17 protein-coding genes are annotated in these 22,413 nt (G+C 71.9%); 12 read left to right on the plus strand and 5 right to left on the minus strand.

Translation table 11 applies throughout. The features are described from left to right. Window positions 1-117 precede the first annotated feature (117 nt). The 5 genes from ACIQPR_RS33960 to ACIQPR_RS33980 all read left to right on the plus strand — a co-directional run bounded on the left by ACIQPR_RS33960 (window position 118) and on the right by ACIQPR_RS33980 (window position 5,943). Complete coding sequence (locus ACIQPR_RS33960; protein WP_403656134.1) at window positions 118-636, plus strand: DUF2231 domain-containing protein; 519 nt, start codon at window positions 118-120, stop codon at window positions 634-636. Window positions 637-783: 147 nt separating this feature from the next. Next, window positions 784-1,698, plus strand: a complete 915-nt coding sequence (locus ACIQPR_RS33965) for a universal stress protein (protein ID WP_403656137.1) — start codon at window positions 784-786, stop codon at window positions 1,696-1,698. Between the two features lie 189 nt (window positions 1,699-1,887). Further along, window positions 1,888-2,766: a universal stress protein gene (locus ACIQPR_RS33970; protein WP_403656141.1), complete on the plus strand. Its 879-nt coding sequence runs from the start codon at window positions 1,888-1,890 to the stop codon at window positions 2,764-2,766. 31 nt (window positions 2,767-2,797) lie between these two features. Then, window positions 2,798-3,577, plus strand: a complete 780-nt coding sequence (locus ACIQPR_RS33975) for an HAD family hydrolase (RefSeq protein WP_403656144.1) — start codon at window positions 2,798-2,800, stop codon at window positions 3,575-3,577. Further along, window positions 3,574-5,943: a glycoside hydrolase family 65 protein gene (locus ACIQPR_RS33980; RefSeq protein ID WP_403656147.1), complete on the plus strand. Its 2,370-nt coding sequence runs from the start codon at window positions 3,574-3,576 to the stop codon at window positions 5,941-5,943. Before ACIQPR_RS33975 ends, ACIQPR_RS33980 begins: the two co-directional genes overlap by 4 nt. Before the next feature lie 103 nt (window positions 5,944-6,046). On the opposite strand, the gene ACIQPR_RS33985 is transcribed toward ACIQPR_RS33980, so the two are convergent. Then, window positions 6,047-6,703 carry a DUF4389 domain-containing protein gene (locus ACIQPR_RS33985; RefSeq protein ID WP_403656150.1) on the minus strand — a complete coding sequence of 219 codons (657 nt, stop codon included), beginning with the start codon at window positions 6,701-6,703 and terminating at the stop codon, window positions 6,047-6,049. A 438-nt stretch (window positions 6,704-7,141) separates the two neighbouring features. On the opposite strand from ACIQPR_RS33985, the gene ACIQPR_RS33990 reads away from it, so the two are divergent. Beyond that, complete coding sequence (locus ACIQPR_RS33990; RefSeq protein ID WP_403656482.1) at window positions 7,142-7,411, plus strand: SHOCT domain-containing protein; 270 nt, start codon at window positions 7,142-7,144, stop codon at window positions 7,409-7,411. A 214-nt stretch (window positions 7,412-7,625) separates the two neighbouring features. Here ACIQPR_RS33990 and ACIQPR_RS33995 read toward each other — a convergent pair whose 3' ends face one another. Beyond that, window positions 7,626-8,594, minus strand: coding sequence for an Acg family FMN-binding oxidoreductase (locus tag ACIQPR_RS33995; protein ID WP_403656153.1), 969 nt, complete (start codon window positions 8,592-8,594; stop codon window positions 7,626-7,628). Window positions 8,595-8,927: 333 nt separating this feature from the next. On the opposite strand from ACIQPR_RS33995, the gene ACIQPR_RS34000 reads away from it, so the two are divergent. Further along, window positions 8,928-9,515, plus strand: a complete 588-nt coding sequence (locus tag ACIQPR_RS34000; protein ID WP_403656156.1) for a hypothetical protein — start codon at window positions 8,928-8,930, stop codon at window positions 9,513-9,515. Between the two features lie 283 nt (window positions 9,516-9,798). Here the strand turns inward: ACIQPR_RS34000 and ACIQPR_RS34005 are convergent, their stop codons facing one another. Continuing rightward, window positions 9,799-10,440: a DUF4142 domain-containing protein gene (locus ACIQPR_RS34005; RefSeq protein ID WP_403656159.1), complete on the minus strand. Its 642-nt coding sequence runs from the start codon at window positions 10,438-10,440 to the stop codon at window positions 9,799-9,801. 1,274 nt (window positions 10,441-11,714) lie between these two features. Here ACIQPR_RS34005 and ACIQPR_RS34010 point away from each other — a divergent pair. The 5 genes from ACIQPR_RS34010 (at window position 11,715) to narI (ending at window position 20,133) form a co-directional block, all read left to right on the plus strand. After that, on the plus strand, window positions 11,715-12,890 hold the full coding sequence (locus ACIQPR_RS34010) for an MFS transporter (RefSeq protein ID WP_403656485.1): 1,176 nt from the start codon (window positions 11,715-11,717) through the stop codon (window positions 12,888-12,890). 397 nt (window positions 12,891-13,287) lie between these two features. Further along, the gene (locus tag ACIQPR_RS34015) at window positions 13,288-17,001 is read left to right on the plus strand and encodes a nitrate reductase subunit alpha (protein ID WP_403656162.1); all 3,714 of its coding nucleotides are present in this window, start codon (window positions 13,288-13,290) and stop codon (window positions 16,999-17,001) included. Next, window positions 17,001-18,707, plus strand: coding sequence for a nitrate reductase subunit beta (gene narH / locus ACIQPR_RS34020; protein WP_403656165.1), 1,707 nt, complete (start codon window positions 17,001-17,003; stop codon window positions 18,705-18,707). Before ACIQPR_RS34015 ends, narH begins: the two co-directional genes overlap by 1 nt. Further along, entirely contained in the window at window positions 18,704-19,366 is a 663-nt protein-coding gene (gene narJ / locus ACIQPR_RS34025) for a nitrate reductase molybdenum cofactor assembly chaperone (protein WP_403656168.1), read from the plus strand. Before narH ends, narJ begins: the two co-directional genes overlap by 4 nt. After that, window positions 19,363-20,133, plus strand: coding sequence for a respiratory nitrate reductase subunit gamma (narI, locus tag ACIQPR_RS34030; protein WP_403656172.1), 771 nt, complete (start codon window positions 19,363-19,365; stop codon window positions 20,131-20,133). The genes narJ and narI overlap by 4 nt, the downstream gene beginning before the upstream one ends. Before the next feature lie 134 nt (window positions 20,134-20,267). Here the strand turns inward: narI and ACIQPR_RS34035 are convergent, their stop codons facing one another. Then, window positions 20,268-20,393 carry a hypothetical protein gene (locus ACIQPR_RS34035; protein ID WP_403656175.1) on the minus strand — a complete coding sequence of 42 codons (126 nt, stop codon included), beginning with the start codon at window positions 20,391-20,393 and terminating at the stop codon, window positions 20,268-20,270. Between the two features lie 388 nt (window positions 20,394-20,781). Next, window positions 20,782-22,362, minus strand: coding sequence for an acetolactate synthase large subunit (locus ACIQPR_RS34040; protein WP_403656178.1), 1,581 nt, complete (start codon window positions 22,360-22,362; stop codon window positions 20,782-20,784). Between the last annotated feature and the right edge of the window lie 51 nt (window positions 22,363-22,413).

Here is a 22,413-nt window from a genome sequence, read left to right on the forward strand (position 1 = left end):
CCGGGTGTGTGACTGTCAGGTGTCACCGCGCTCAGAGGAACCTGAGAGGTTCCTGTGCCACGCTGACGCGCTCCTTGTTTCGCCCCCCCCATGGCCCAACCCGCTGGAGAAGCCCACATGAGTCTGGTCAACGGCCTGCCCGCGCACATCCTGCTCGTGCATTTCGTCGTCGTCCTCGTCCCCCTGACCGCGCTGGCCCTGGTGGTCGCCGCGATCCGGCCGAACGTGGCGCGACGCATGGGCATCGTGCTGCCGCTGACGGCCCTGGTCACCCTCGTGAGCGTGCCGCTCACCACCCAGGCCGGCGAATGGCTGGAGCGACACGTCGGCGACACCGCACTCGTGCGCCGGCACACCGAACTCGGTGACGGCCTGCTGCCCTGGGCGGGGGGCCTGTTCCTCCTCGCCGCCGTCGTCTGGTGGGCGGCCCGCCGTACGGCCGCCTCCGGAACGAGCTCCGAGGCCGGCCCGCGCCGGTCCGCCACCTCCGTGCGAGTGGTCGTCGCGGTGCTGTCGCTCGTGGTCGCCGCGGGAGCCGTGGTGGACGTCTACCGCATCGGCGACTCCGGCGCCAAGGCCGCCTGGGAGAACGGCTACTCCAAGACGGCGACGGGCGGGGACGGCGACGCCGGCTGAGCGTCGGCGGCTCTCGGCCGCGCGTGCGGGAGGCCTGCGTTCCCCCTGTCCCAGAGGGCCGGTCGGGCCCCCGACAGGGACCTCGGGCCCCTCCTGCCACCGGTGTCCGCCGCGGAGACTGACGGTGCATCCTGAAGGAGGTCGCACATGTCAGCCATCACCGTCGGTCTCGACGGCTCACCCGAAAGCCTCGCCGCCGCGGACTGGGCCGCCCGCGAAGCGTTGCAACGCGACGTGCCCCTGAGCCTCGTGCACGCGGGTGACTCACTGCGCCCCCTGTACGCGCCGTTCACCGGGTTCCCGACCTTCGACGTGACCGAGGTGCAGCGCGCCTGGGCGGCCGACCTGCTGCGTGAGACGCAGTCCCGGCTCGCGGCGAGCCACCCCGGGCTCCGGATCACCGGCCGACAGGTCGAGGAGCAGGTCGTCCCGGCCCTGCTGAGCGCCGCAGCGGAAAGCGAACTGCTGGTCCTCGGGTCCCGGCGGCTCGGTTCCGTCGCCGGGTTCCTGGTCGGTTCCGTCGCCCTCGCCCTCGTGGCGCGCGCCGAGCGGCCCGTCGTCCTGGTGCGGGCCGGCGCGCACGCCGAGGACGAACATCTCCCGGATGCCGGGGACGCCGGGTCGGTCACCACCCCGTACCGCGACATCGTGCTGGGACTGGACGCCGAGGACCCGTGCGACGCGGTGATCGAGTTCGCCTTCGAGACGGCCCGCCGTCGAGCGGCCGGTCTGCGGGTGGTCCACGGCTGGAACGAACCGGCCGCCAACGGCTACGACGACGCCCTGGACCTGGGCCCGGCCATTGAGGCGGCTGGCGAGCCGCGCCAGGGACTGGACGACGTCCTGCGCCCCTGGCGTGACAAATACCCCGGCGTGGAGGTCCGCGCGCAGACGGCGATCGGCGGCGCCGACCGGCACCTCGTCCACGCCTCCCGGGACGCGGCCCTGGTCGTCGTGGGAAGGAAGCGGCGCCACGCCCCGCTAGGCGGCCACATCGGGCCGGTCACCCACGCGGTGCTCCAACACGCCTGCGCGCCCGTCGCCGTGGTGCCGCACGACTGACCGGACCGGCCGAACGGTCCGGAGGTGCCGCGACGTCCCGTCCGCCTTCCACTGCGGCCGACCGAAAGGGCCGAACGACCCCGTCGAAGGGCCGAACCGACCCTCGTACGGGCTGCCGACCGGTGCGACGGTGGATACAGGAACCCTGGGTCACCCGACACGGCGTTCCGTTGAAAGGCGGTGGGGACGATGACACTCGCCCTGGTCGTGGGCGTCGACGGATCGGACGCGAGTCTGCTGGCGGTCGACTGGGCCGTGGACGAGGCCGTCCGGCACGGACTCCCGCTGCGGCTGGTGCACGCCTCCCGCTGGGAGCACTACGAGCGGGCCGTGCCGCTCAACGACCTCAGCCGTCCGCCGCTGCGCGTGTTCGCGGAGAACCTCGTCGCCTCGGCGGCCGAACGCGCCGAGCGGCGCGCCCCCGGGGTGAAGGTCACCACCGACATCGTCCCCGCCGAGCCCGCGGACGCGCTCCTGAGCGAGGCGGGCGACGCGTTCGCCCTGGTGACCGGATCCCGCGGGCGCGGTGAGCTGGCCGGCCTGCTCCTTGGTTCGGTCGGCCTGACCGTGGCGGCCCGTGCGCAGAGTCCGGTCATCGTGGTGCGGGGCGACGAGGCGGGCCGTGCCGGCTCCCACGAGCGCATCCTGCTCGGCGCCGGCGACCCGGCGACGGCCGGCACGGAGGCCGTACGCTTCGCGTTCCGTGAGGCCGAGGCGCGCGGCTGCGTCCTGGACGTCGTACGCGCCTGGCGCTGCCCGGTCCACGAGGGTGCCGAAGACCCGGCGCTCTCGTCGCTTCCGGCCCGGCGGCACGAGGAAAAGGCCTCGGCGCTGCTCGACGAACTGGTGCGCGAGGCCGCGGCCGACCATCCGGGAGTCCGGGTGCACCGGGCCACCGTCGAAGGACCGGCGCACCACGTCCTCGTGCACCGCTCGGGCGCCGCCGACCTCGTGATCGTCGGAGCCCGACGCAGGCCGGGACACCTCGGACTCCAGCTCGGCCGGGTGAGCCACACCCTGCTCCAGCACGCGGAGTGCCCGGTGGCGGTCGTGCCGCAGCCGGTGTGAACGTGGTGGCCGCCCGTCCGGAGAGGAAGCCATGAAGGCCGTCGCGTCCCGTTCCGCGCTCGTACCCCGGCTACGGGCCGTCGAGGCGGTCGTGTGCGACACCGACGGGGTCATCACCGACTCGGCCCGCGTGCACGCCGCCGCCTGGAAGACCGCCTTCGACGGCTTCCTCACCGAGCACCCGCCCGACGACCCCGCGCAGCGGCGCCCCTTCGACATCGCCGACGACTACCTGCGCTACGTCGACGGCAGGTCCCGGCGCGACGGTGCCGCCGCCTTCCTCGCAGCACGCGGCGTCGAGCCGACGGCGGCGACCGTGGAGGCCGTCGCCGCGGACAAGGAGTCCCTGTTCGTCGAGCGGATCCGTCGACAGAGTGTCGACGCCTACCCGGGGACGGTGCGCCTGGTGCGTGCCCTGCGGGCGGCGGGCGTACCCGTCGCGGCGGCCTCCGCATCCCGGCACGCCCGTGAACTGCTCGTCGGGGCAGGGGTGTTCGGTCTCTTCGACGTGTTGGTCGACGGCGCCGAGGCGGCCCGTCTCGGGCTCGCGGGCAAACCCCGGCCCGACCTCTTCCTCGAAGCGGTGCGCCGACTCGGCGTACCCCCGACGGGGGCCGCCGTCGTGGAGGACGCCTTGGCGGGCGTGGCGGCGGGCCGTCTGGGCGGCTTCGGTCTGGTCGTGGGCGTGGACCGGGCGCTCGGCCCGGACACACGGGACGGCCTCCTGCGGCACGGCGCCGACATCGTCGTCACCGACCTCGCCGAGCTGCTCGCGGACGCAGCCACCGGAACCGACGGGGTACGGCCGTGACCGACCAGACCTGGGAGTACGAGGGCTACGACCCGGCCGACGAGGGCCTCCGGGAGTCGCTGTGCACGCTGGGCAACGGCTACTTCGCCACCCGCGGGGCACTCCCCGAGTGCGCCGCCGACGACGTTCACTACCCCGGCACATACGTGGCGGGCTGCTACGACCGGCTCACCACCGAAGTCGCGGGACGACGGGTGGAGAACGAGGACATGGTCAACGTCCCGAACTGGCTGTCCCTCCGGTTCCGCCCCCTCGCGGAGCAGTGGCTCAGCCCCGACCGCACGAAGGTCCGCGACCACCGGCAGGTGCTGCACCTGGCGTCGGGACTGCTCGAACGCCGGACGCGCTACGAGCTCGGCGGGGGGCGGGTGCTGGCCGTGCGGCAGCAGAGCCTCGTCCACATGGGCGATCCTCATCTGGCCGCCCTGCGCACCGAGTTCACCGCCGAGGACTTCTCGGGGGACCTCGAAGTGGAGGCCGCCCTGGACGGCGGTGTCACGAACGCCGGCGTGGCACGCTACCGGGACCTCGACGGCCGCCATCTGACCCGGGTGCACACCGGATCCGTCGAGCAGGACACCGTGTGGCTGCGCTGCCGCACCCGCGCCTCCGACATCCGCATCGGCCTGGCCTCGCGGCTGACGGCCGACCCACCGGTCACCGACCTGCACGAGGCGACCAGAGCCTGCCAACAGGTGCGCCTGAGCCTGCTTCCCGGGCGTACGGTGACCGTCGACAAGACGGTCGCCCTGCACACCTCACGCGATCCGGCGATCAGCGATCCGCTCGGCGCGGCGATCGACCGGGTGGGCGCGGCACCGTCCTTCGACGAACTGCTCGACACCCATCTGACGGCCTGGGACCAGCTGTGGCGCCGGGCCGACCTGGACGTTCCCGGGGAAGCGGGCCGTATCCTGCGGCTGCACCTCTTCCACGTCCTGCAGACCCTCTCCCCGCACACGGCGGACCTGGACGTCGGCGTACCGGCCCGGGGCCTGCACGGCGAGGCGTACCGCGGGCACGTCTTCTGGGACGAGCTGTTCGTCCTTCCCTATCTCGGCCTCCATTTCCCCGAAGTGGCCCGCGCCCTCCTTCGCTACCGGCACCGTCGGCTCGACCGGGCCTGTGCCGCCGCCCGCGCGGTGGGCCGACGCGGTGCCCTCTACCCGTGGCAGAGCGGCAGCGACGGGCGCGAGGAGACCCAGGAGCTGCATCTCAACCCCCGCTCCGGGCGCTGGCTCCCGGACCACTCACGGCTCCAGCGGCACGTCGGCTCGGCGGTCGCGTACAACGTGTGGCAGTACTGCGAGGCCAGCGGCGACTCCGAGTTCCTGCACACCAAGGGTGCCGAGATGCTGCTGCAGATCGCCCGTTTCTGGGCGGAGTCGGCGACCTGGGACGAGACGCTCGGCCGGCACCGCATCCGGGGCGTGATGGGCCCGGACGAATATCACGACGCCTATCCGGACGCCCCCGAGCCGGGTCTCGACGACAACGCCTACACGAATGTCACCGCGGCCTGGGTGCTCACCCGTGCGCTGGAGGTGCTGCGGAGTCTGCCGGAACCCCGGCTGCGCGAACTCGCCGAGCGCACCGGACTGGACGACGGCGAGCTCGAACAGTGGGAGGACGTCTCACGCACGCTCCATGTGCCCTTCCACGCCGGTGTCGTCAGCCAGTTCGAGGGCTACGGCGACCTCGCCGAACTCGACTGGGACGACTACCGCGACCGGTACGGCGACATCCGCCGCCTGGACCGGATCCTGGAGGCGGAGGGCGACACGGTCAACCGCTACCAGGCGTCCAAACAGGCCGACGTGCTCATGCTCGGCTACCTCTTCCCACCGGAGGAACTCGCCAGGCTGTTCGCGAGGCTGGGACATCGGCTCGACGACGAGACCTGGCGGCGTACCGTCGACCACTATCTGCGGCGCACCAGCCACGGCTCCACTCTCAGCGGCCTCGTCCACGGCTGGGTCCTGGCCCGCGCCCGGCGGGCCGAGGCGTGGACGTACTGCCAGGAGGCGTTGCGCGGCGATGTCGCCGATCTCCAGGGCGGCACCACGGGTGAGGGCATCCACCTGGGCGCCATGGCCGGCACCCTCGACCTCGTCCAGCGCGGACTGACCGGTCTGGAGACCCGGGCGGGCGGCCTGCGACTGAACCCGGTGCCGCTGCCGGAACTGTCGTCCTACGGCTTCTCCCTGCGCTACCGGGGGCATTGGGGTGTCCGGCTGCGCCTGGAGCACGGACGCCTGGAGGTGACGGTGCCTTCGTCCGACCGCTCGCCGATCGACATCCGGCTCCCGGACCGGGAGTTCCGGGTGCAGCCGGGGGACACGTGCCGACTGCGTCTGCCGGACTGACGGCCGCCGTCACCTGGGCGTCTGCTTCTGGGCGGGGACCTCGCGATGCCGTATCTGCGAAGCACAGCCGGCAGTCCCGTCGAGCACAGTGGCCCCGGACGGGTCAGGACGCGGCCCCCGGCTCGTCACCGCCCTGGTCGAGCCGGAAGGGCGGGTACACGTCGGTGAGCAGTGCCGCGTAGGCGACCACGCGCAGTGCCCACCGGTTGAGGCCGATCACCAGGTCGAACAGACCGCGTGGGTAGCGTCCGGTGGCGGCGAGCGAGACCCCGGCGAACAGGGCCAGCAGCCCCACGAGTCCGCCCGAGGCCAGGGGCAGCTTGATCCCGCCGAGGAGGAAGGCGAGAACGAGGTAGTGCGGCAGCACCAGGAGCCACCACTTCACCAGGACGAGTCCGCGGGACAGCTGTTCCGGGTACGTGACGTCCCAGTGCGTCGGATAGTCGGGCACGTCCGCGAGGGTGAAGGGGGGATAGCGGTCGGTGGCCAGAGCGCCGCACGCGTAGTACGCCACGCGCCAACTCCACCGCAGCACGCCGGTGTTGAAGTCGAACAGCGGGCGGGGATAGCGCCCGGTGAACAGGATCGAGAAGAAGGCCACCGCACTCGCCGCCACGAACGCGACCCACAGGAAGAACAGGACGACGTAGTGGGGGAGGGCGAGCAACCACTTCACCAACCACAGCCAGCGGGACAGGGGTTGACCGAGTTCCGCGGTCAGCCGGGCGGGGTGGACCGGGGAGGTGGCTTCCGTACTCATCGCGAGGGTTCCCTTCGGGGACGGGCGTTGCCAACTCCCTTGCTGCTAACAGCGTTTCGCTCCGCCGGCCGTCGGCCCAGGGACTGAGAGGGCACACAGCCGGGTCGAGTGGCCCCTTCCTCGCGACGGGGTGTTCCGCCCGCGACCGGCCCGCCGGACATCTGGGGCCGGATGGCCCCCGGGCGGGTACCGGAGGTCCCTGCCCTCCGGGTCGTCGAACAACCACGCTGGCACCGAGAACACACCGACCGGCGGGAGGTGCCGATCATGCCTGCGGCGGACGCGGACGTGTTCCGGGCTCCGGACATCCCGACGGGACGCCGGTCGAGTTCGCCTCCGAAGGGGATCGGGTGCGCGGCACGCGGCGTCCACGCCGCCGTTCGACACGGCGACCGTCCGGTCGCCGTGATTCCGTACCTGTGAGGAGTGACAACCGTGATGATGTACTGGAACCAGCACGACATGAGTGGCTGGAACTGGTTCGCGATGTCGATCGGCTCGGTCCTGATGTGGTCCGTGCTCCTGACGGTCGCCGTCCTGCTCATCCGTAGGCTGGGACATACCCCCCAACAGCCGCACCCCCATGGCTCGCCCCCTCCCGAGCAGGTGCTCGCCGACAGGTTCGCCCGAGGGGAGATCGACGAGGAGGAGTACCGCAATCGCCTGGCGGTGCTGCGCACGGACGGTTCCAGGCCTACCGAACACTGAGAACGAGAGGGCCGCGTTCCGCGGGGATGCCGCCGAAACCGGCGCCCGACGGGACGCGGCCAGACGTGCCCCGCTTCGACCGGGAGGGGACGCAGGTCCTCCGGTCACGTGGTCACGTGGTCACGGCGAAGCGGACCGTGCGCAGTCGACGTGGCCCGGCTACCGAGACGAAAAGCCCGCGCGGCTACGCACCCGGGGCATCACGCTCTCACCCTCAGTCGGTCAGCGCCTGCCGCGCCGACCGGCGCGGTGAGGCGGGTCCCTCTGGCCCGTAGCCGAGGCGGACCACCATCTGCGGGTGCGCGCGTCGGCCGTCGGCGAGTTGTTCGCGCAGATCTGGCCACTCCAGGGCCTGGTGCAGCAGCGAAGCCCGGACGCCGTGTCCGGTGGCCACCAGAAGGACGTGCTCAAGAGCCTCTCCGGCGCGCAGCCAGTCGGCCCGGCGGTCGTGGAGTGTGGACAGTACGACGACGGAGGGGCGCTTCTCGAAGGGCCGGGCGGCAAGGCCGGCCGGACGCCGGTGCGCACCGAAGTCCCGCATCGGGATGCGCTCGCGGAAGTCCTGCGGACCGATCGCCTCGGGCGGCATGCCGAGGGAGTTGGGGTTCGGGGCGTGCACCCAACGACGGCTCTCCACGGCCCGGTCCGTGTCGGCGGTGTTCCGCTGCTCCGCCTGCCCGGTGAGCCGCAGCAACCGGTCCACCTCCATGGGCTCCGGGACGTCCAGCACCGCGCCCTCGGCCTGCGCCGCCTCGGCCAGTTCCGCCAGCACGGAAGTCGGCACCTGCCGATCGGAGAACGGGAAGCGGCTGCTGTGACGACGCCACACGGCCTCGTACAACAGGGGCACCGACGTGGACGACCGTGCGGAGCCGCCGAGTCGTACGGTGGCCAGCAGGTCCGGTTCCTCGGGCCGGGGGAGCAACCGTGTCACGGGCTCCCAGCCGTGGTGAGCGATGGCGACCCGCAGGTTGAACAGCGCACAGCCGACCGAGATGTGCAGGGCACGCCCGGAAGGGTCGGTGTGACGGAGCCCGCGATCCGCGACAGCCCTGATCTCCAGCGTCAACGTGGGCGCGTCGAGGCGGAACCGCCATGGCTGGGTGTTGTGGATCGAGGGTGCCGCGACGGATGCCGCGATCAGCGTCTCCAGGGTCGGGGCGTCGAGCACCGTGGTGGGCATGAGGTCTCCTCCCCGCCCTGTGCCGAAGAGGCGACCGGGCTGTTCGGTGTTGTTGCCCAGGGTGGCCGCAGGAGGCGCACCGGGGGAGGGGCCGTTCGGCCTTGGGCCTCGCCGGAGGGTCCCGGTCTGGCTTGTCCGTCGTACGGGTCGTCGGTTCTTGACGGTCTTTCGACCAGGCGTGGCGTCGCACCGGTACGGCGTGGTCCGACCGGTCCTCGTGTCAGTCCCACCGGCCCCCGCGCGGTGGACGTACGGCCCCTCCCGGCCGCCCGCCGCCGCGTGGGAACGTCCTGTCGTTCTCGTATTCACGTCGTCCACGAGGAGGTGTGACCGATGCGGAAGAACAGGCTCGTGAAGGTCCTGGGGTGGCGCTTGCGGCGTAACGAACTGCGTCGGCACAGCGACCTGGTGGAGGCGTGGATCGTGCTCGCCGCATGGTCGTTGGCGACAGCAGGCGGGGTCTTCGCCGGAGTGACCGGCGCCCATTCCATGGATGCCGCGCAGGCCCGGGACCGGGCGGAGCGCCGACCGGTGACCGCGACGCTCGTCGACATCGCACCGGGCGGAGCGCGGGACGTGACCACAGGCGCCGCATACGGACAGGTCAAGGGCGAGGTGCGGTGGAGCGACGCGCACGGCACGGTCCGCACCGGCACCACGGTGGTGAAGGCCGGGACCGGCGTCGGCGGCGAAGTGCGGGTGTGGACGGACGGACACGGCCACCTGACGAGTCCTCCCGCGACGCGTGCCGTGGCTACGGCTCGTGTGGTCATGACCGGGACGGGCGCAGGCCTGGCCGGAGGACTGATCGTCCTCGGGGGCGGACGCCTGGTCCGACTGCGGGTGGAACGCCGGGCCACCGACCGCTGGGACGAGGAGTGGGAGCGAACGGCCGAACGCTGGCGGCGCACGACCGGCTGAGGCCCGTCCGGGCACGGGAGTTCGACAGCGGCGTTTCACAGCCCTGCCCGAAGGCGTCCACCCGTGGTGAAGGCCGGCGTCAACCCGCCCGCGGATCCTGTGCGTCGGTGGGCGAGACGCTTCCGGGAAAAGTGCTTCGGTCAACGGAGGATCGCGCGGCCGGTGCGCCAAGCGCCGCACAGCCGGACCGCCGGCGGATCGATGCTCGGCGGCCTTTCCCGTCACGGCCGCCGTGCTGGCGTGGAGATTTTCGGACCGTCTCCACAGCCCTCGTCCCAACCCCTCATCGCACCGACGGACTCGGCGAGAACGTGCTGTTCGCCGCGGGGGTGAGGACGACCTGCGGCTGGCCCGCGACCGGAGGCGGCGGGGTCACCGCCTGGGCCGGGAGTCCGGATGTGGTGGTCTCCTGGGCGAGGACCTGGTTGAAGTCGACGCGGCCGGTCTGCTCCAGCACCGTGACGCTGTCCAGGATGGTGCCGTTGGCCTGGTTCGCCAGAGAACGGACCAGTGAGTTCCTGGTGGTGGTGCGGATGCTCGCGATCGTGGCGAGGAGACGGCCGTCCGTCGCGCGCAGGATGGTGGCCATGTCTGTGTCGAACTGTCTGCCGGTGTCCGCGTTCAACGTGGCCACGAAACCCTGCTGTTGGGGCGATGCCTGGTTCGGCAGCGTGATGGCCAGCTGCCCGGCGACATTACGGGACGCGGCGTCCAGCGAGGCATGTCCGTCGATCAGGTGCTCCGCGGCCGTCCTGACCGCCTTCGTCGTACCTTTCCGCAGGGCCATCTGACCGACGGGGTACTCCCACAGCCCGGCGGAGCGCACCTCCACCACGAAGTCCCGGTCGGCTTCGGTCAGCGGTCCGGTCGCCGGGGTGGCGATGACTCGTTCGGGCGCGCTGGTGACCTTCTGGAGTCCGATCATGGCCGGGTAGAGAAGGGACCCGAGAGTGGCGGCGAGCGCACCACCCAACACGAGGGTTCCCGCCGCTCTCCGTGAATTGAGCACTGTGTCTCCTGTCCTGTGTGTTTCCCCGAGTGGCAAGGGGCGGGGGTGACTTCGCCGCACCCAGGGCGGACCTGGCCGGCGGAGGCGTCGACCGGGAACACGCCGGTGATCCTGACGACCCCCGGGGTGCGCAGGGCGCAGTGACCGGGACAGGACTCCGCGTCGCTCGCGGTCGGCGAGGTACCACGGGCGAGGACCTGCTTCGGCGTGACGTTCCTGGCCTGTCCGACCGGGACCCGGGTCCGACCGCGGGTGCCGTGGAGCAGTGCCGGGGTCGGTGTTCCACATCAGCGCCGGTCCGTACCGCGCAGCCCGCCTAGTAGAAGTTCCGGGAGCATCGCATGACTTCACCCATTCGGCCGTGGCCCACCACGCCGGGGGCCGACTCTCGACTTCACCCGCCCGCCCCCACGCGCCGGCCGGTTCTGTGCGGGGCGCCGCCGCCGTTCCGGCCGCACGTGCGCACCGTCAATGCCCGCGTCCGGGACAGGGGCGCCACAGTCGTGACACATGCGCGCCTATGGATCACGTTCTCTACCTCCGTGGTGCCTGTCGGCCTGAGTCGTCACAGTCAGGGCGTCCCGCTACGATCCCGTTGCCGCAGGCACAAAAGGAGGGCCGTTCGGCCCTAAGTCGCGGCCGAACGGCCCATATGAATCAAGCGCTGCGGAGTCAGGGACACCGTGGGCAAGACGGCGTCCGTCGGCGGTTTCCACGGCCGCTCGTGACGCGGAGTCTCGGGCCGCATCCTGTGCAGGTGCACCGGCGTGCGCGGCGGCACCGTGTGTGGCTGGGCATCGAACGTCATGCCAGGGCCGCACTGTTGCGGGCCCGTCGGGACGGGAAGGAAGCCGGTCCGCGGTCGGTGACGGGAACGGTGCGGCCCTGGGGTCCGCCCGGACTGTTGATCCGGTTCCGGTACGGCGGCGACATCGGCGGAACACCCCGGCATGTGTGTTGTGCGGAGTTCCTGCCAGGGGGCTGTCCACCCTGAGAACAGGGACCGTTGGCCCATGTCGCCGGGACGTTCCGACGTGAAGAGTGGCCGGAGTCGCCCGGCCGGGGGTCCGCGGTTTTCCGACCGTGGTGACACCGAGCCGCACGAGCGGGAAAGGGGCGGACGGATGGTCCATCCGACAGATCAGGAGAAGCCGGTTCCGGGCGCGCCGCTGCCGGGCCGGGCATGGCTGATGCTGGCCCTGGCCACCATCGGATTCGCCGTCAACTTCTGGGCGTGGGCGCTGCTGAGCCCGCTCGGTCCGCGGTTCAAGGACAGCCTGGAACTCAGCTCCTTCCAGCAGTCGTTGCTGGTGGCGGTGCCGGTCGTGGTCGGTTCCCTCGGGCGTGTCCCCGTCGGTGCCCTGGCCGACCGGTTCGGCGGACGGGTGATGTTCCCGATCGTGTCGACGACCACCATCGCGCCCGTGCTCTACGTGGGCCTGGCCGGGCACTCGTCGCTGACCGCGCTGCTGGTGGGCGGCTTCTTCCTGGGGGTCGGCGGGACAGCCTTCGCCGTCGGGGTGCCGTTCGTGAACGCCTGGTTCCCGCCGGAGCGGCGGGGGTTGGCCATCGGCGTCTTCGGGATGGGCATGGGCGGCACCGCGATCAGCGCCCTGACCACGGTGAAACTGGTGAATGCGCACAGCGTGAAAACCCCCTTCCTGATCACCGCGGCGGTCCTCGCCGTCTACGCGGTCCTCGCGGCCCTGGTGCTGCGGGACGCGCCCGGACGCGTCGCACCGACCGAGTCACTGGCCCACCGGCTGGCGGCCACGTGCAGGCTGGGTGTCACCTGGCAGGCGTCCGCGCTGTACGCGGTGGTGTTCGGCGGCTACGTCGCCTTCTCCGTCTACCTGCCCACCTATCTCAAGACCGGCTACGGCCTCACCCAGGCCGACGCGGCCAACCGGATGGCCGGGTTCGTGCTTCTGGCCGTGGCCATGCGTCCGGTCGGCGGCTGGCTGTCGGACCGGATCGGCCCGGTGCCGGTGCTGACCGGGGCGCTGGCCCTGGTGCTCGCCGGAGCCTTCGCTCAGTCCTTCACGCCCGCTCTGGCGCCGGCCGGCACCATCGCCTTCCTGGCCATGGCCGCGGCCCTGGGCGCGGGCAGCGGCGCGGTGTTCGCCCTTGTCGCCCTGCTGGCCCCGGCGGACAAGGTCGGCTCGGTCACCGGCATCGTCGGCGCGGCCGGCGGCCTCGGCGGATTCGTACCGCCTCTCGTGATGGGCGCGCTGTACGGCGCGTACGGCTCCTACGGCCTGGGCCTGGTCCTGCTCGCGGGGGTGGCCGCCGCCGCGCTCACCTTCACCGGTGTCGGAGTGCGGCACGCGGTCACCCGCCGCGTACCCGCGCCCCAGACGCGCTGAGCGGGAAAGGAGACCAGGCGATGTGCGAGTGCCGCGGTTGCCGGGCGGTCGCCCGAGAGATCGCCGCGGTGCCCGGTCCGCACACCCAGGTCGAGGAGCGCGGCCTGTTCGCGGCCCTGGCCACAGCGGCTCAGCGTGACCCTGGACCTGCCGCGGGAGCACATCCTCAACGAGCGGCACGGCGTGTCCGCGCCCGCCCTCGCCGACCTCATCGCCGAGGAGTGCGAAGCTGTCGAGGCAGCGTTCGTGCAGGCGGGAGGCGCCCTGTGCCGGTCCGCTGCCTGCCCGGCGGTCCGTGGCCGACCGTACGGCCGGACCGTCCCGGCGTGGCACGGGCAACCGTATGACCGAAACAGTTCGAGACCCGATGGGGCCCGCGCGCCCGGGGCGGAGTGACATGGTGGGCGTCGAAACCGGCCGGGCGCAGGCGCGGATGGACAACGACCTGGTGGACGCGCTCGTGCGCTCCCGCCGGTACTTCACCCGGGCGGAGGTCTCCGACGATCTCCGTACGCTGCACCGATCGGGTGGCCGGCAGGCGGACGCCTTCTACCGGGACCGCTGGTCGCACGACAAGGTGGTGCGGTCCACCCACGGGGTGAACTGCACCGGCTCGTGCTCGTGGAAGGTGTACGTCAAGGACGGCATCATCACGTGGGAGGCGCAGCAGACCGACTACCCCTCGGTGGGACCCGACCGGCCCGAGTACGAGCCCCGCGGCTGCCCCCGAGGCGCGGCCTTCTCCTGGTACACCTACTCGCCCACCCGGGTCCGCTACCCCTACGTACGCGGCGTCCTGCTGGAGATGTACCGGGAGGCCAAGGCCCGCCTCGGTGACCCGGTGGCGGCCTGGGCGGACATCGTCTCCGACCCCGAACGCGCCCGCCGCTACAAGCGCGCTCGCGGCAAGGGCGGCCTGGTGCGGGCGAGTTGGGAGGAGGCGGTGGAACTGGCCGCCGCCGCCCACGTGCACACCACCAAGGAGTACGGCCCGGACCGGCTGGCCGGCTTCTCGCCGATCCCGGCGATGTCGATGGTCTCCCACGCGGCCGGGGCGCGCTTCTACTCCCTGCTGGGCGGGGTGATGCTGTCCTTCTACGACTGGTACGCCGATCTGCCGGTCGCCTCGCCGCAGGTGTTCGGCGACCAGACGGACGTACCGGAGTCCGGGGACTGGTGGGACGCCGGCTACCTGATCATGTGGGGCTCCAACCTGCCGGTGACCCGCACACCGGACGCGCACTGGATGGCCGAGGCCCGCTACCGCGGCCAGAAGGTGGTGGCGGTCTCCCCGGACTACGCGGACAACGTCAAGTTCGCCGACGAGTGGCTCGCCGCTCAGCCCGGCACCGACGGGGCGCTGGCGATGGCCATGGGGCACGTGATCCTCAAGGAGTTCTTCGTCGACCGGAGCACCCCGTACTTCACCGACTACGTCAAGAAGTACACGGATCTGCCCTTCCTGGTGGCCCTGGAGGAACGCGAGCCGGGCGTCTGCGCACCGGGCAAGTTCCTGACCGCGGCCGACCTCGGCGGCGAGCACGTCGAGGCCGAGCACGCCGAGTTCCGCACCGTACTCCTCGACGCGGCCACCGGGCGGCCGGTGGTGCCCAACGGGACGTTGGGCGACCGCTACGGCGAGTCGGGCCTCGGGAAATGGAACCTCGAACTGGGCGACATCCGCCCCCTGTTGTCCGCCGAGGGCGGCGACGAGGCGCCGGTCGTCGTGGAGCTGCCCCGCTTCGACGCACCGGACGGCAGCGCGGGGAGCCTGCGCCGCGGCGTACCGGTGCGCCGGATCGCCGGACGCCTGGTGACCACGGTGTACGACCTGCTGCTGGCCCAGTACGGGGTGGCCCGTGACGGGCTGCCAGGGCGCTGGCCCGCCTCCTACGACGACGCGGACGAGCCCTGCACCCCCGCCTGGCAGGAGCGGATCACCGGGGTGGACGCGGAACGGGCGGCACGGATCGCCCGGGAGTTCGCGGCCAACGCCGAGGAGTCCGGCGGCCGTTCGATGATCATCATGGGTGCGGGCACCAACCACTGGTTCCACTCCGACACCATCTACCGGGCCTTTCTGACCCTGACCACGCTGACCGGCTGCCAGGGCGTCAACGGCGGCGGCTGGGCCCACTACGTCGGCCAGGAGAAAGTCCGCCCGATCACCGGCTACTCGGCGATCGCGACGGCCGCGGACTGGAACCGGCCGGCCCGGCTGATGATCCAGACCGCGTACTGGTACCTGCACAGCGACCAGTTCCGCTACGACCCCTTCTCCGCGGACACCCTCGCCGCGGCCGGCGGGGGCAACCCGTTCGCTGGGAAGAGCACGGCGGACGTCGTCGCGCAGTCGGCGCGGATGGGCTGGATGCCCTCGTACCCGACCTTCGACCGCAACCCCCTCGACCTGGCCGACGAGGCCGAGGCCGCCGGGCGCCCGGTGGGCGAGCACGTCGTGGACGAACTCAGGGCGGGGCGCCTGGGGTTCGCGGGTGAGGACCCGGACGCCCCGCAGAACCACCCGCGGGTGCTGACGGTGTGGCGGGCCAACCTGCTCGGCTCCTCCGCCAAGGGCAACGAGTACTTCCTCAAGCACCTCCTGGGCACCGACTCCTCGGTCCGCGCCGCCGAGGCGCCGCCGGACGCCCGGCCCGTGGACGTCGTATGGCGGGAGGAGGCCCCCGAGGGCAAACTCGATCTGCTGCTCACCCTCGACTTCCGGATGACGAGCACGACGGTCTTCTCGGACATCGTGCTGCCGGCCGCGACCTGGTACGAGAAGCACGACCTGTCCAGCACGGACATGCACCCCTTCGTGCACGCGTTCAACCCGGCGATCGCCCCGCCCTGGCAGACCCGCACCGACTTCGACGCCTTCCACACCCTCGCGGCCGAGTTCAGCCGCCAGGCCGCCGACCACCTGGGCGTGCGCACGGACGTGGTCGCCGCGCCCCTCCTCCACGACACCCCGGACGAACTCGCCAACCCGCACGGCCGGGTGCGGGACTGGAAGGCGGGGGAGTGTGAGCCGGTTCCGGGCCGCACGATGCCCAGGCTGATCGCCGTCGAGCGCGACTACGGCGCGATCGCCGACAAGATGGCCGCCCTCGGCCCCCTGCTGGACACCCTCGGTGCCACCACCAAGGGCGTCACCTTCCGCGTGGAGAAGGAACTCGACTACCTGCGCCACAAGAACGGTGTGGTGCGCGGCGGCGCCGGCGACGGCCGCCCGTCGATCGCCCGTGACACACAGGTCTGCGAGGCGATCCTGGCGCTGTCCGGGACGACGAACGGGCAGCTGGCCACCCAGGGTTTCCACACGCTGGAGGCCCGCACCGGTACCCGGCTGGCCGACCTGGCCGCCGAGCACGAGGGCACGCGCATCACCTTCGCCGACACCCAGGCCGCCCCGGTCCCCGTCATGACCAGCCCGGAGTGGTCCGGTTCGGAGACCGGTGGTCGCCGCTACTCCCCGTTCACCGTCAACGTCGAGCGGCTCAAGCCCTGGCACACCCTCACCGGCCGCCAGCACTTCTACCTCGACCACGACTGGATCACCGCCCTCGGCGAGCAACTCCCCGTCTACCGGCCCCCGTTGGACATGCACGCCTTGTTCGGCGAGCCACGCGTCGGCGACACGGGCGAACTGGGCGTCACCGTCCGCTATCTGACCCCGCACAACAAGTGGTCGATCCACTCCGAGTACCAGGACAACCTGTTCATGCTGTCCCTCTCCCGGGGCGGTCCGACGATCTGGATGTCGACCGCGGACGCGGCGAAGATCGGCGTGGCGGACAACGACTGGGTCGAGGCGGTCAACCGCAACGGCGTGGTCGCCGCCCGGGCGGTCGTCTCGCACCGCATGCCCGAGGGCACCGTCTACATGCACCACGCCCAGGACCGGCTCATCGACGTGCCGCGCACCGAGACGACGGGCCGCCGGGGCGGGATCCACAACTCCCTGACCCGGCTGCTGATCAAACCGAGCCATCTGATCGGCGGGTACGCGCAGTTGTCGTACGCCTTCAACTACCTGGGCCCGACCGGCAACCAGCGTGACGAGGTCACCGTCGTCCGCCGTCGCACCGACCAGGAGGTGACCTACTGATGCCCCGTGGCGAAGCCACTGTCGGACGCGTCATGGCACAGATGGCGATGGTCATGAACCTCGACAAGTGCATCGGCTGCCACACCTGTTCGGTCACCTGCAAACAGGCGTGGACCAACCGCACCGGCGTCGAGTACGTGTGGTTCAACAACGTCGAGACCCGCCCCGGCCAGGGCTATCCGCGCCGCTACGAGGACCAGGAGACCTGGCGCGGCGGCTGGGAACTCAACAAGCGGGGCCGGCTGGTGCTGAAGGCGGGCGGCCGGTTCAAGAAGCTGGTCACGATCTTCTCCAACCCGGTGCTGCCGTCCCTGGACGACTACTACCAGCCCTGGACGTACGACTACGAGACCCTGACCAACGCGCCGCTCCAGGACCACACCCCCGTCGCCCGCCCCAAGTCCCTCATCACCGGCAAGGACATGAAGATCGCCTGGTCGGCGAACTGGGACGACGACCTCGCCGGGTCCACGGCCACCGGTGAGAAGGACGTCCTGCTCAACCAGGTCTCGGAGAAGATCAGGCTGGAGTTCGAGCAGACCTTCATGTTCTACCTCCCGCGGATCTGCGAGCACTGCCTCAACCCGTCCTGCGCCGCCTCGTGTCCCTCCGGCGCGATCTACAAGCGGGAGGAGGACGGCATCGTCCTGGTCGACCAGGACCGCTGCCGGGGGTGGCGGATGTGCGTGACCGGATGCCCGTACAAGAAGGTCTACTTCAACCACCGCACCGGCAAGGCCGAGAAGTGCACCTTCTGCTACCCGCGCGTCGAGGTCGGCCTGCCCACCGTCTGCTCCGAGACCTGCGTGGGCCGGCTGCGCTACATCGGCCTCGTCCTCTACGACGCCGACAAGGTGCTGGAGGCCGCGTCCACCCCCGACGACACCGATCTGTACGAGGCCCAGCGTGGTGTCCTGCTCGATCCCGCCGACCCCGACGTCGTACGCGCGGCGGAGCGGGCGGGGATCCCCCGGGACTGGATCGACGCCGCCCGGCGCTCCCCGGTCCACGCCCTGATCAACACCTACAAGGTGGCGCTGCCCCTGCACCCGGAGTACCGCACCCTGCCCATGGTCTGGTACATCCCACCGCTGTCCCCGGTCGTCGACGCCGTCCGCGACACCGGCCGGGACGCCGAGAACCACCGCAACCTGTTCGCCGCCGTCGACGCCCTGCGCATCCCCGTCGACTACCTCGCCCAGCTGTTCACCGCAGGCGACCCCGCCCCGGTGGACGCGGTACTGCGCCGCCTGGCGGCGATGCGGTCCTACATGCGCGACATCAACCTCGGCCGCGAACCCGACGCCGCCATCCCCGAGGCGGTCGGCATGAGCGAGGAGCAGATGTACGACATGTACCGGCTGCTGGCGCTGGCCAAGTACGACGAGCGGTACGTCATCCCGCCCGCCCATGCCGAACAGGCCCACCAGCTGGAGGAGTTGGCCACCGAGTGCAGCCTGGACCGCGAGGGCGGACCCGGCATGGGCGGCTCCGGCCCCTTCGGTGAGACCTCCGGCGCCCCCGTACCCGTCGCCGTGGAGAACTTCCATGTACTACGGGACCGCCAGACCGCCGACACCTCCGCCGCCCCCACCGACAAGGACACCCGGGTGAACCTCCTCAACTGGGACGGCAAGGGCTCCCCGTCCGGCCTGTTCCCCGACAGACCGGCCGGCAGCGGCGGGGAGGGAGAACCGACGTCATGAGAAGAAGCCTCCGGCGCACCGACCGCACCGAGCCCTGGCACTCCTACGCCTGGCAGGCCCAGTCCCTGCTTCTCGCCTACCCCGACGAGCAGTTCGAGCAGCACCTGGCACTGGCCCGCCAGGTCGCCGCCGCCCTGCCCGGTCCGGTGGCCGGCCCCCTGCTCCGTTTCACCGCACACGCCGAGGGGACCGCACCCTCGGACCGGGCCGCCGCCTACGTGGCCACCTTCGACCACCGCAAACGCTGCTGCCTCCATCTGACCTACTACGCCCACGGCGACACCCGGAAACGAGGCCTCGCCCTGCTGCGGCTGAAGCAGGCCTACGCCGCCGCCGGATGGCTTCTGGGCGAGGACGAGCTGCCGGACCACCTGGCTGTCGTCCTGGAGTTCGCCGCCGCCGAACCAGGCGCGGGAGCGGGCCTGCTCACCGATCACCGGGCCGGCCTGGAGCTGCTGCGGCTGGCCCTGACCGAGGACGGTTCGCCCTGGGCGCCGCTGCTGGACTCGGTCTCCGCCACCCTGCCCGCCCTCGCCGGTGACGACCGCGACGCCGTCATGCGGCTCGCCGCCCAGGGCCCACCCGGGGAACAGGTCGGCCTCGACCCGTACGCGTCGCCCGTGTTCCTGCCCGACCCCGTCGTGGGAGGCCCCCGATGACCACGTCCGCGCTGCCCCTCACCGTGGCGGCGGAGCAGGCGGGCACCGGAGGCATCCTGCTCTGGGTCGTCCTGCCCTACCTCGCCCTCGCCCTGTTCGTCCTGGGCCACATCTGGCGTTACCGCTACGACAAGTTCGGGTGGACCACCCGCTCCTCCCAGCTGTACGAACGGCGCCTGCTGCGCCTCGGCAGCCCGCTGTTCCACTTCGGCATCCTCGGCGTCCTCCTCGGACACGTCGCAGGCCTGGTCGTCCCCAAGAGCTGGACCGAGGCGGCCGGGATCAGCGAGCACACCTACCACCTGCTCGCGGTCGTCCTCGGCACGATCGCGGGCGCCGCCACGCTCGGCGGGCTGGCCGTCCTGCTCTACCGGCGCCGCACCGTCGGCCCGGTCTTCTCCGCCACCACCCGCAACGACAAGGCCATGTACGTCTCCCTGACGGTGACGATCATGCTCGGCCTGTCCGCCACGGTCGTCGCCAACCTCATCGGCGGCGGCTACGACTACCGCGAGACCATCTCCCCCTGGTTCCGCGGCATCTTCTTCCTCCGGCCCGACCCCGACCGGATGACCGGCGTCCCGATCCTCTTCAAGCTCCACGCGATCAGCGCCATGCTGCTCTTCGCCGCCTGGCCCTTCACCCGCCTGGTCCACATGCTCACCGCGCCGCTGGGCTACCTCACCCGCCCCTACATCGTCTACCGCAGCCGCGACGACGGAGCCGGCACCCGCCCCCCGCGCCGGGGCTGGGAGCGGGCCGGCTGAGGGTGCTCCAGACTGCCGCGATCAGGGCGTTCGCCAGTGAGCGGAGACGTTTCACGGTGCCGCGGATCGGGCGGCCGTGGTGTCTGCCGCATGCCGCGCGGGTGTGGTCGTGAGGGTCCGCCACCTTTGTCGCGTCACTCCATGAGCCGGTTGTCGGCGAGCGCACGCATCCTCGCCCGGTAGGCGGCGGCATCGATCCGGCCGTGCAACCGCCGACGCGTCAGTCGCCGCTCGGCGGCCTCCAGCACCATGCGGTGCATCCGTGGTCGGGACCGCCACGGCCTTCGGCTCCTGGCCGGTGTCCACAGGCGGGCCGTGTCGTAGACAGCCCCCGTGAGAATCCAGAGAACGAACACTGCGGCGACGGCGGTCATGACACCACCCCTGTGAGAGGCCGGATCACCCGGTACGGGGGTTGCCGACGGCCTGCAGCCGACAGATGGCCCGACACCGGTGCCGAACCACCCGCCACCCGGGCCGGAGCGTCCGTACACCCCGACTCCCCGTCGGCCGGTGAGCGGGCACGGCACCAGGACGTTGTGCGTCCGGTGTCCCGGCGGACGGCCGACCAGGACGGCGGGGCGGGATGGGCGGACCTCGTCGGAGCCCCTTCGCCGGCACCGCGCGACCGTGTCGGCGCACATGGCGTCATGTGTGCCGCCGTGGGCCGAAGAGGGCGGGTACGCGTGCCTCGATGAGGTGGGGCCCGGGTTCCGCGAGAGCCTTGGCGAGCTGTGCGGTGAAGTCCTCGGCAGTGGTGGCGCGGGTCGCGGGTACGCCCATGCCCAGGGCGAGTCGGACGAAGTCCAGGCCGGGCCGGGACAGGTCGAACAGGTCTCGGCGGGCGGGCCCGGGCCCAGGGGCGTCCGGGGCCGACGCGAGGCGGTCGTACTCCATCTCCAGGACGGCGTAGGCGCCATTCGCGAGGACGACGGTGGTGATGTCCAGGCCCTCGCGGGCGTGGGTCCACAGTGCGGAAAGCGTGTAGACGGCGCTGCCGTCGGCCTCAAGGCAGACGACCGGCCGGTCCGGACGGGCCAGGGCGGCGCCGGCGGCGAGCGGCAGGCCCTGACCGATGGCGCCGCCGGTGAGGGTCAGCCAGTCGTGCGGGGGAACCCCGGCGGTCGCCGCGGGCAGCCACAGGCCGGAGGTGTTGGCCTCGTCGACCACGATCGTGTCCTCGGGCAGCAGCGCGCCCACGGCGGCGGCCACCGTCTCGCCGTCGAGTTCGCCCGTGGGCGTAGCGGGCCGGGACTCGGTGACGGTGGCCGCTGCCGAGGGCGGAAGAAGGTCCGCCAGGTGAGCGAGTGCGTCCTCGATGTCGTCGCCCGAGCCGGCCAGTGTGTGCACACGGCAGTCCTCGGGGGCGAGCCTGCCCGGCTGTCCGGGGTAGGCGAAGAAGGAAACGGGTTCGCGGGCTCCGACCACCACCAGGTGGCGCAGACCCCGGAGTTGGGCGCGCGCTCCCTCGGGCAGGTATCCGAGCCGCTCCACGGCAGGCAGGCCCGCGCCGCGTTCCAGGCGGGCGGGAAAGGTCTCGCACAGGAGCCTTGCTCCCGCCGCCGCGGCGACGCGGGCCGCCGTGCGCAGCGAGGGCCCGCGGGTGGCCGGGCCGCCGAGCAGGAGGGCGGCGGGCTCCCCGGAACGCAGGGCGGAGGCGATGGCGGCCACGATGGCGTCGGGCACGTGCGGCGGCGCCGTCGCGGCCGGGGGAGCGCCCGGAACGGCCCCCGCTGACCAGGCGACGTCGCCCGGCAGGACAAGGGTGGCCACCTGGCCGGGTGCGGTCAGGGCGGCGCCCACCGCCGCGGCGGTGTCGGCACCGGCGGCGGCAGGGTCGGTGCACCGGCGCAGCCAGCCGGAAACCGTGCCGGCCAACGCGTCGATGTCCGACTCCAGTGGCGTGTCGAACCGCTTGTGGCCGGTGGCGTGGTCGCCGACGAGGTTGACCACGGGGGTGGCGGCTCGGCGGGCGTTGTGCAGATTGGCCAGGCCGTTGGCCAGCCCGGGACCCAGATGCAGGAGGGTGGCGGCGGGGCGCCCGGCCATCCGGCCGTATCCGTCGGCCGCCCCGGTGGCGACGCCCTCGAACAGACAGGGCACGGCTCGCACCGCGGGTTCCCCGTCCAGCGCGGAGACCAGGTGCATCTCAGTGGTGCCCGGATTGGCGAGGATCACCTCGATTCCGCACGCGCGCAGGGTGGCTACGACTGCTTCCGCACCGTTCACATCAGGTCCTCAGCTGGTGGTGATGGCGATGGAGGGAGAGGGCGTAGGAGC

The organism is Streptomyces sp. NPDC091280 (assembly GCF_044768565.1).
GTDB lineage: Bacteria > Actinomycetota > Actinomycetes > Streptomycetales > Streptomycetaceae > Streptomyces.

Excerpts from the sequence above, each read along its gene's own strand:
- ACIQPR_RS33975 (WP_403656144.1), top strand. The coding sequence starts at position 2,798 with ATGAAGGCCGTCGCGTCCCGTTCCGCGCTCGTACCCCGGCTACGGGCC.
- ACIQPR_RS34015 (WP_403656162.1), top strand. The coding sequence starts at position 13,288 with ATGGTGGGCGTCGAAACCGGCCGGGCGCAGGCGCGGATGGACAACGAC.
- ACIQPR_RS33995 (WP_403656153.1), bottom strand. The coding sequence starts at position 8,594 with ATGCCCACCACGGTGCTCGACGCCCCGACCCTGGAGACGCTGATCGCG.
- ACIQPR_RS33985 (WP_403656150.1), bottom strand. The coding sequence starts at position 6,703 with ATGAGTACGGAAGCCACCTCCCCGGTCCACCCCGCCCGGCTGACCGCG.
- narI (WP_403656172.1), top strand. The coding sequence starts at position 19,363 with ATGACCACGTCCGCGCTGCCCCTCACCGTGGCGGCGGAGCAGGCGGGC.
- ACIQPR_RS34035 (WP_403656175.1), bottom strand. The coding sequence starts at position 20,393 with ATGCACCGCATGGTGCTGGAGGCCGCCGAGCGGCGACTGACGCGTCGG.
- ACIQPR_RS34010 (WP_403656485.1), top strand. The coding sequence starts at position 11,715 with ATGCTGGCCCTGGCCACCATCGGATTCGCCGTCAACTTCTGGGCGTGG.
- ACIQPR_RS33960 (WP_403656134.1), top strand. The coding sequence starts at position 118 with ATGAGTCTGGTCAACGGCCTGCCCGCGCACATCCTGCTCGTGCATTTC.
- narJ (WP_403656168.1), top strand. The coding sequence starts at position 18,704 with ATGAGAAGAAGCCTCCGGCGCACCGACCGCACCGAGCCCTGGCACTCC.
- ACIQPR_RS33990 (WP_403656482.1), top strand. The coding sequence starts at position 7,142 with ATGATGTACTGGAACCAGCACGACATGAGTGGCTGGAACTGGTTCGCG.
- ACIQPR_RS33965 (WP_403656137.1), top strand. The coding sequence starts at position 784 with ATGTCAGCCATCACCGTCGGTCTCGACGGCTCACCCGAAAGCCTCGCC.
- ACIQPR_RS34000 (WP_403656156.1), top strand. The coding sequence starts at position 8,928 with ATGCGGAAGAACAGGCTCGTGAAGGTCCTGGGGTGGCGCTTGCGGCGT.
- ACIQPR_RS33970 (WP_403656141.1), top strand. The coding sequence starts at position 1,888 with ATGACACTCGCCCTGGTCGTGGGCGTCGACGGATCGGACGCGAGTCTG.
- narH (WP_403656165.1), top strand. The coding sequence starts at position 17,001 with ATGCCCCGTGGCGAAGCCACTGTCGGACGCGTCATGGCACAGATGGCG.
- ACIQPR_RS34005 (WP_403656159.1), bottom strand. The coding sequence starts at position 10,440 with ATGATCGGACTCCAGAAGGTCACCAGCGCGCCCGAACGAGTCATCGCC.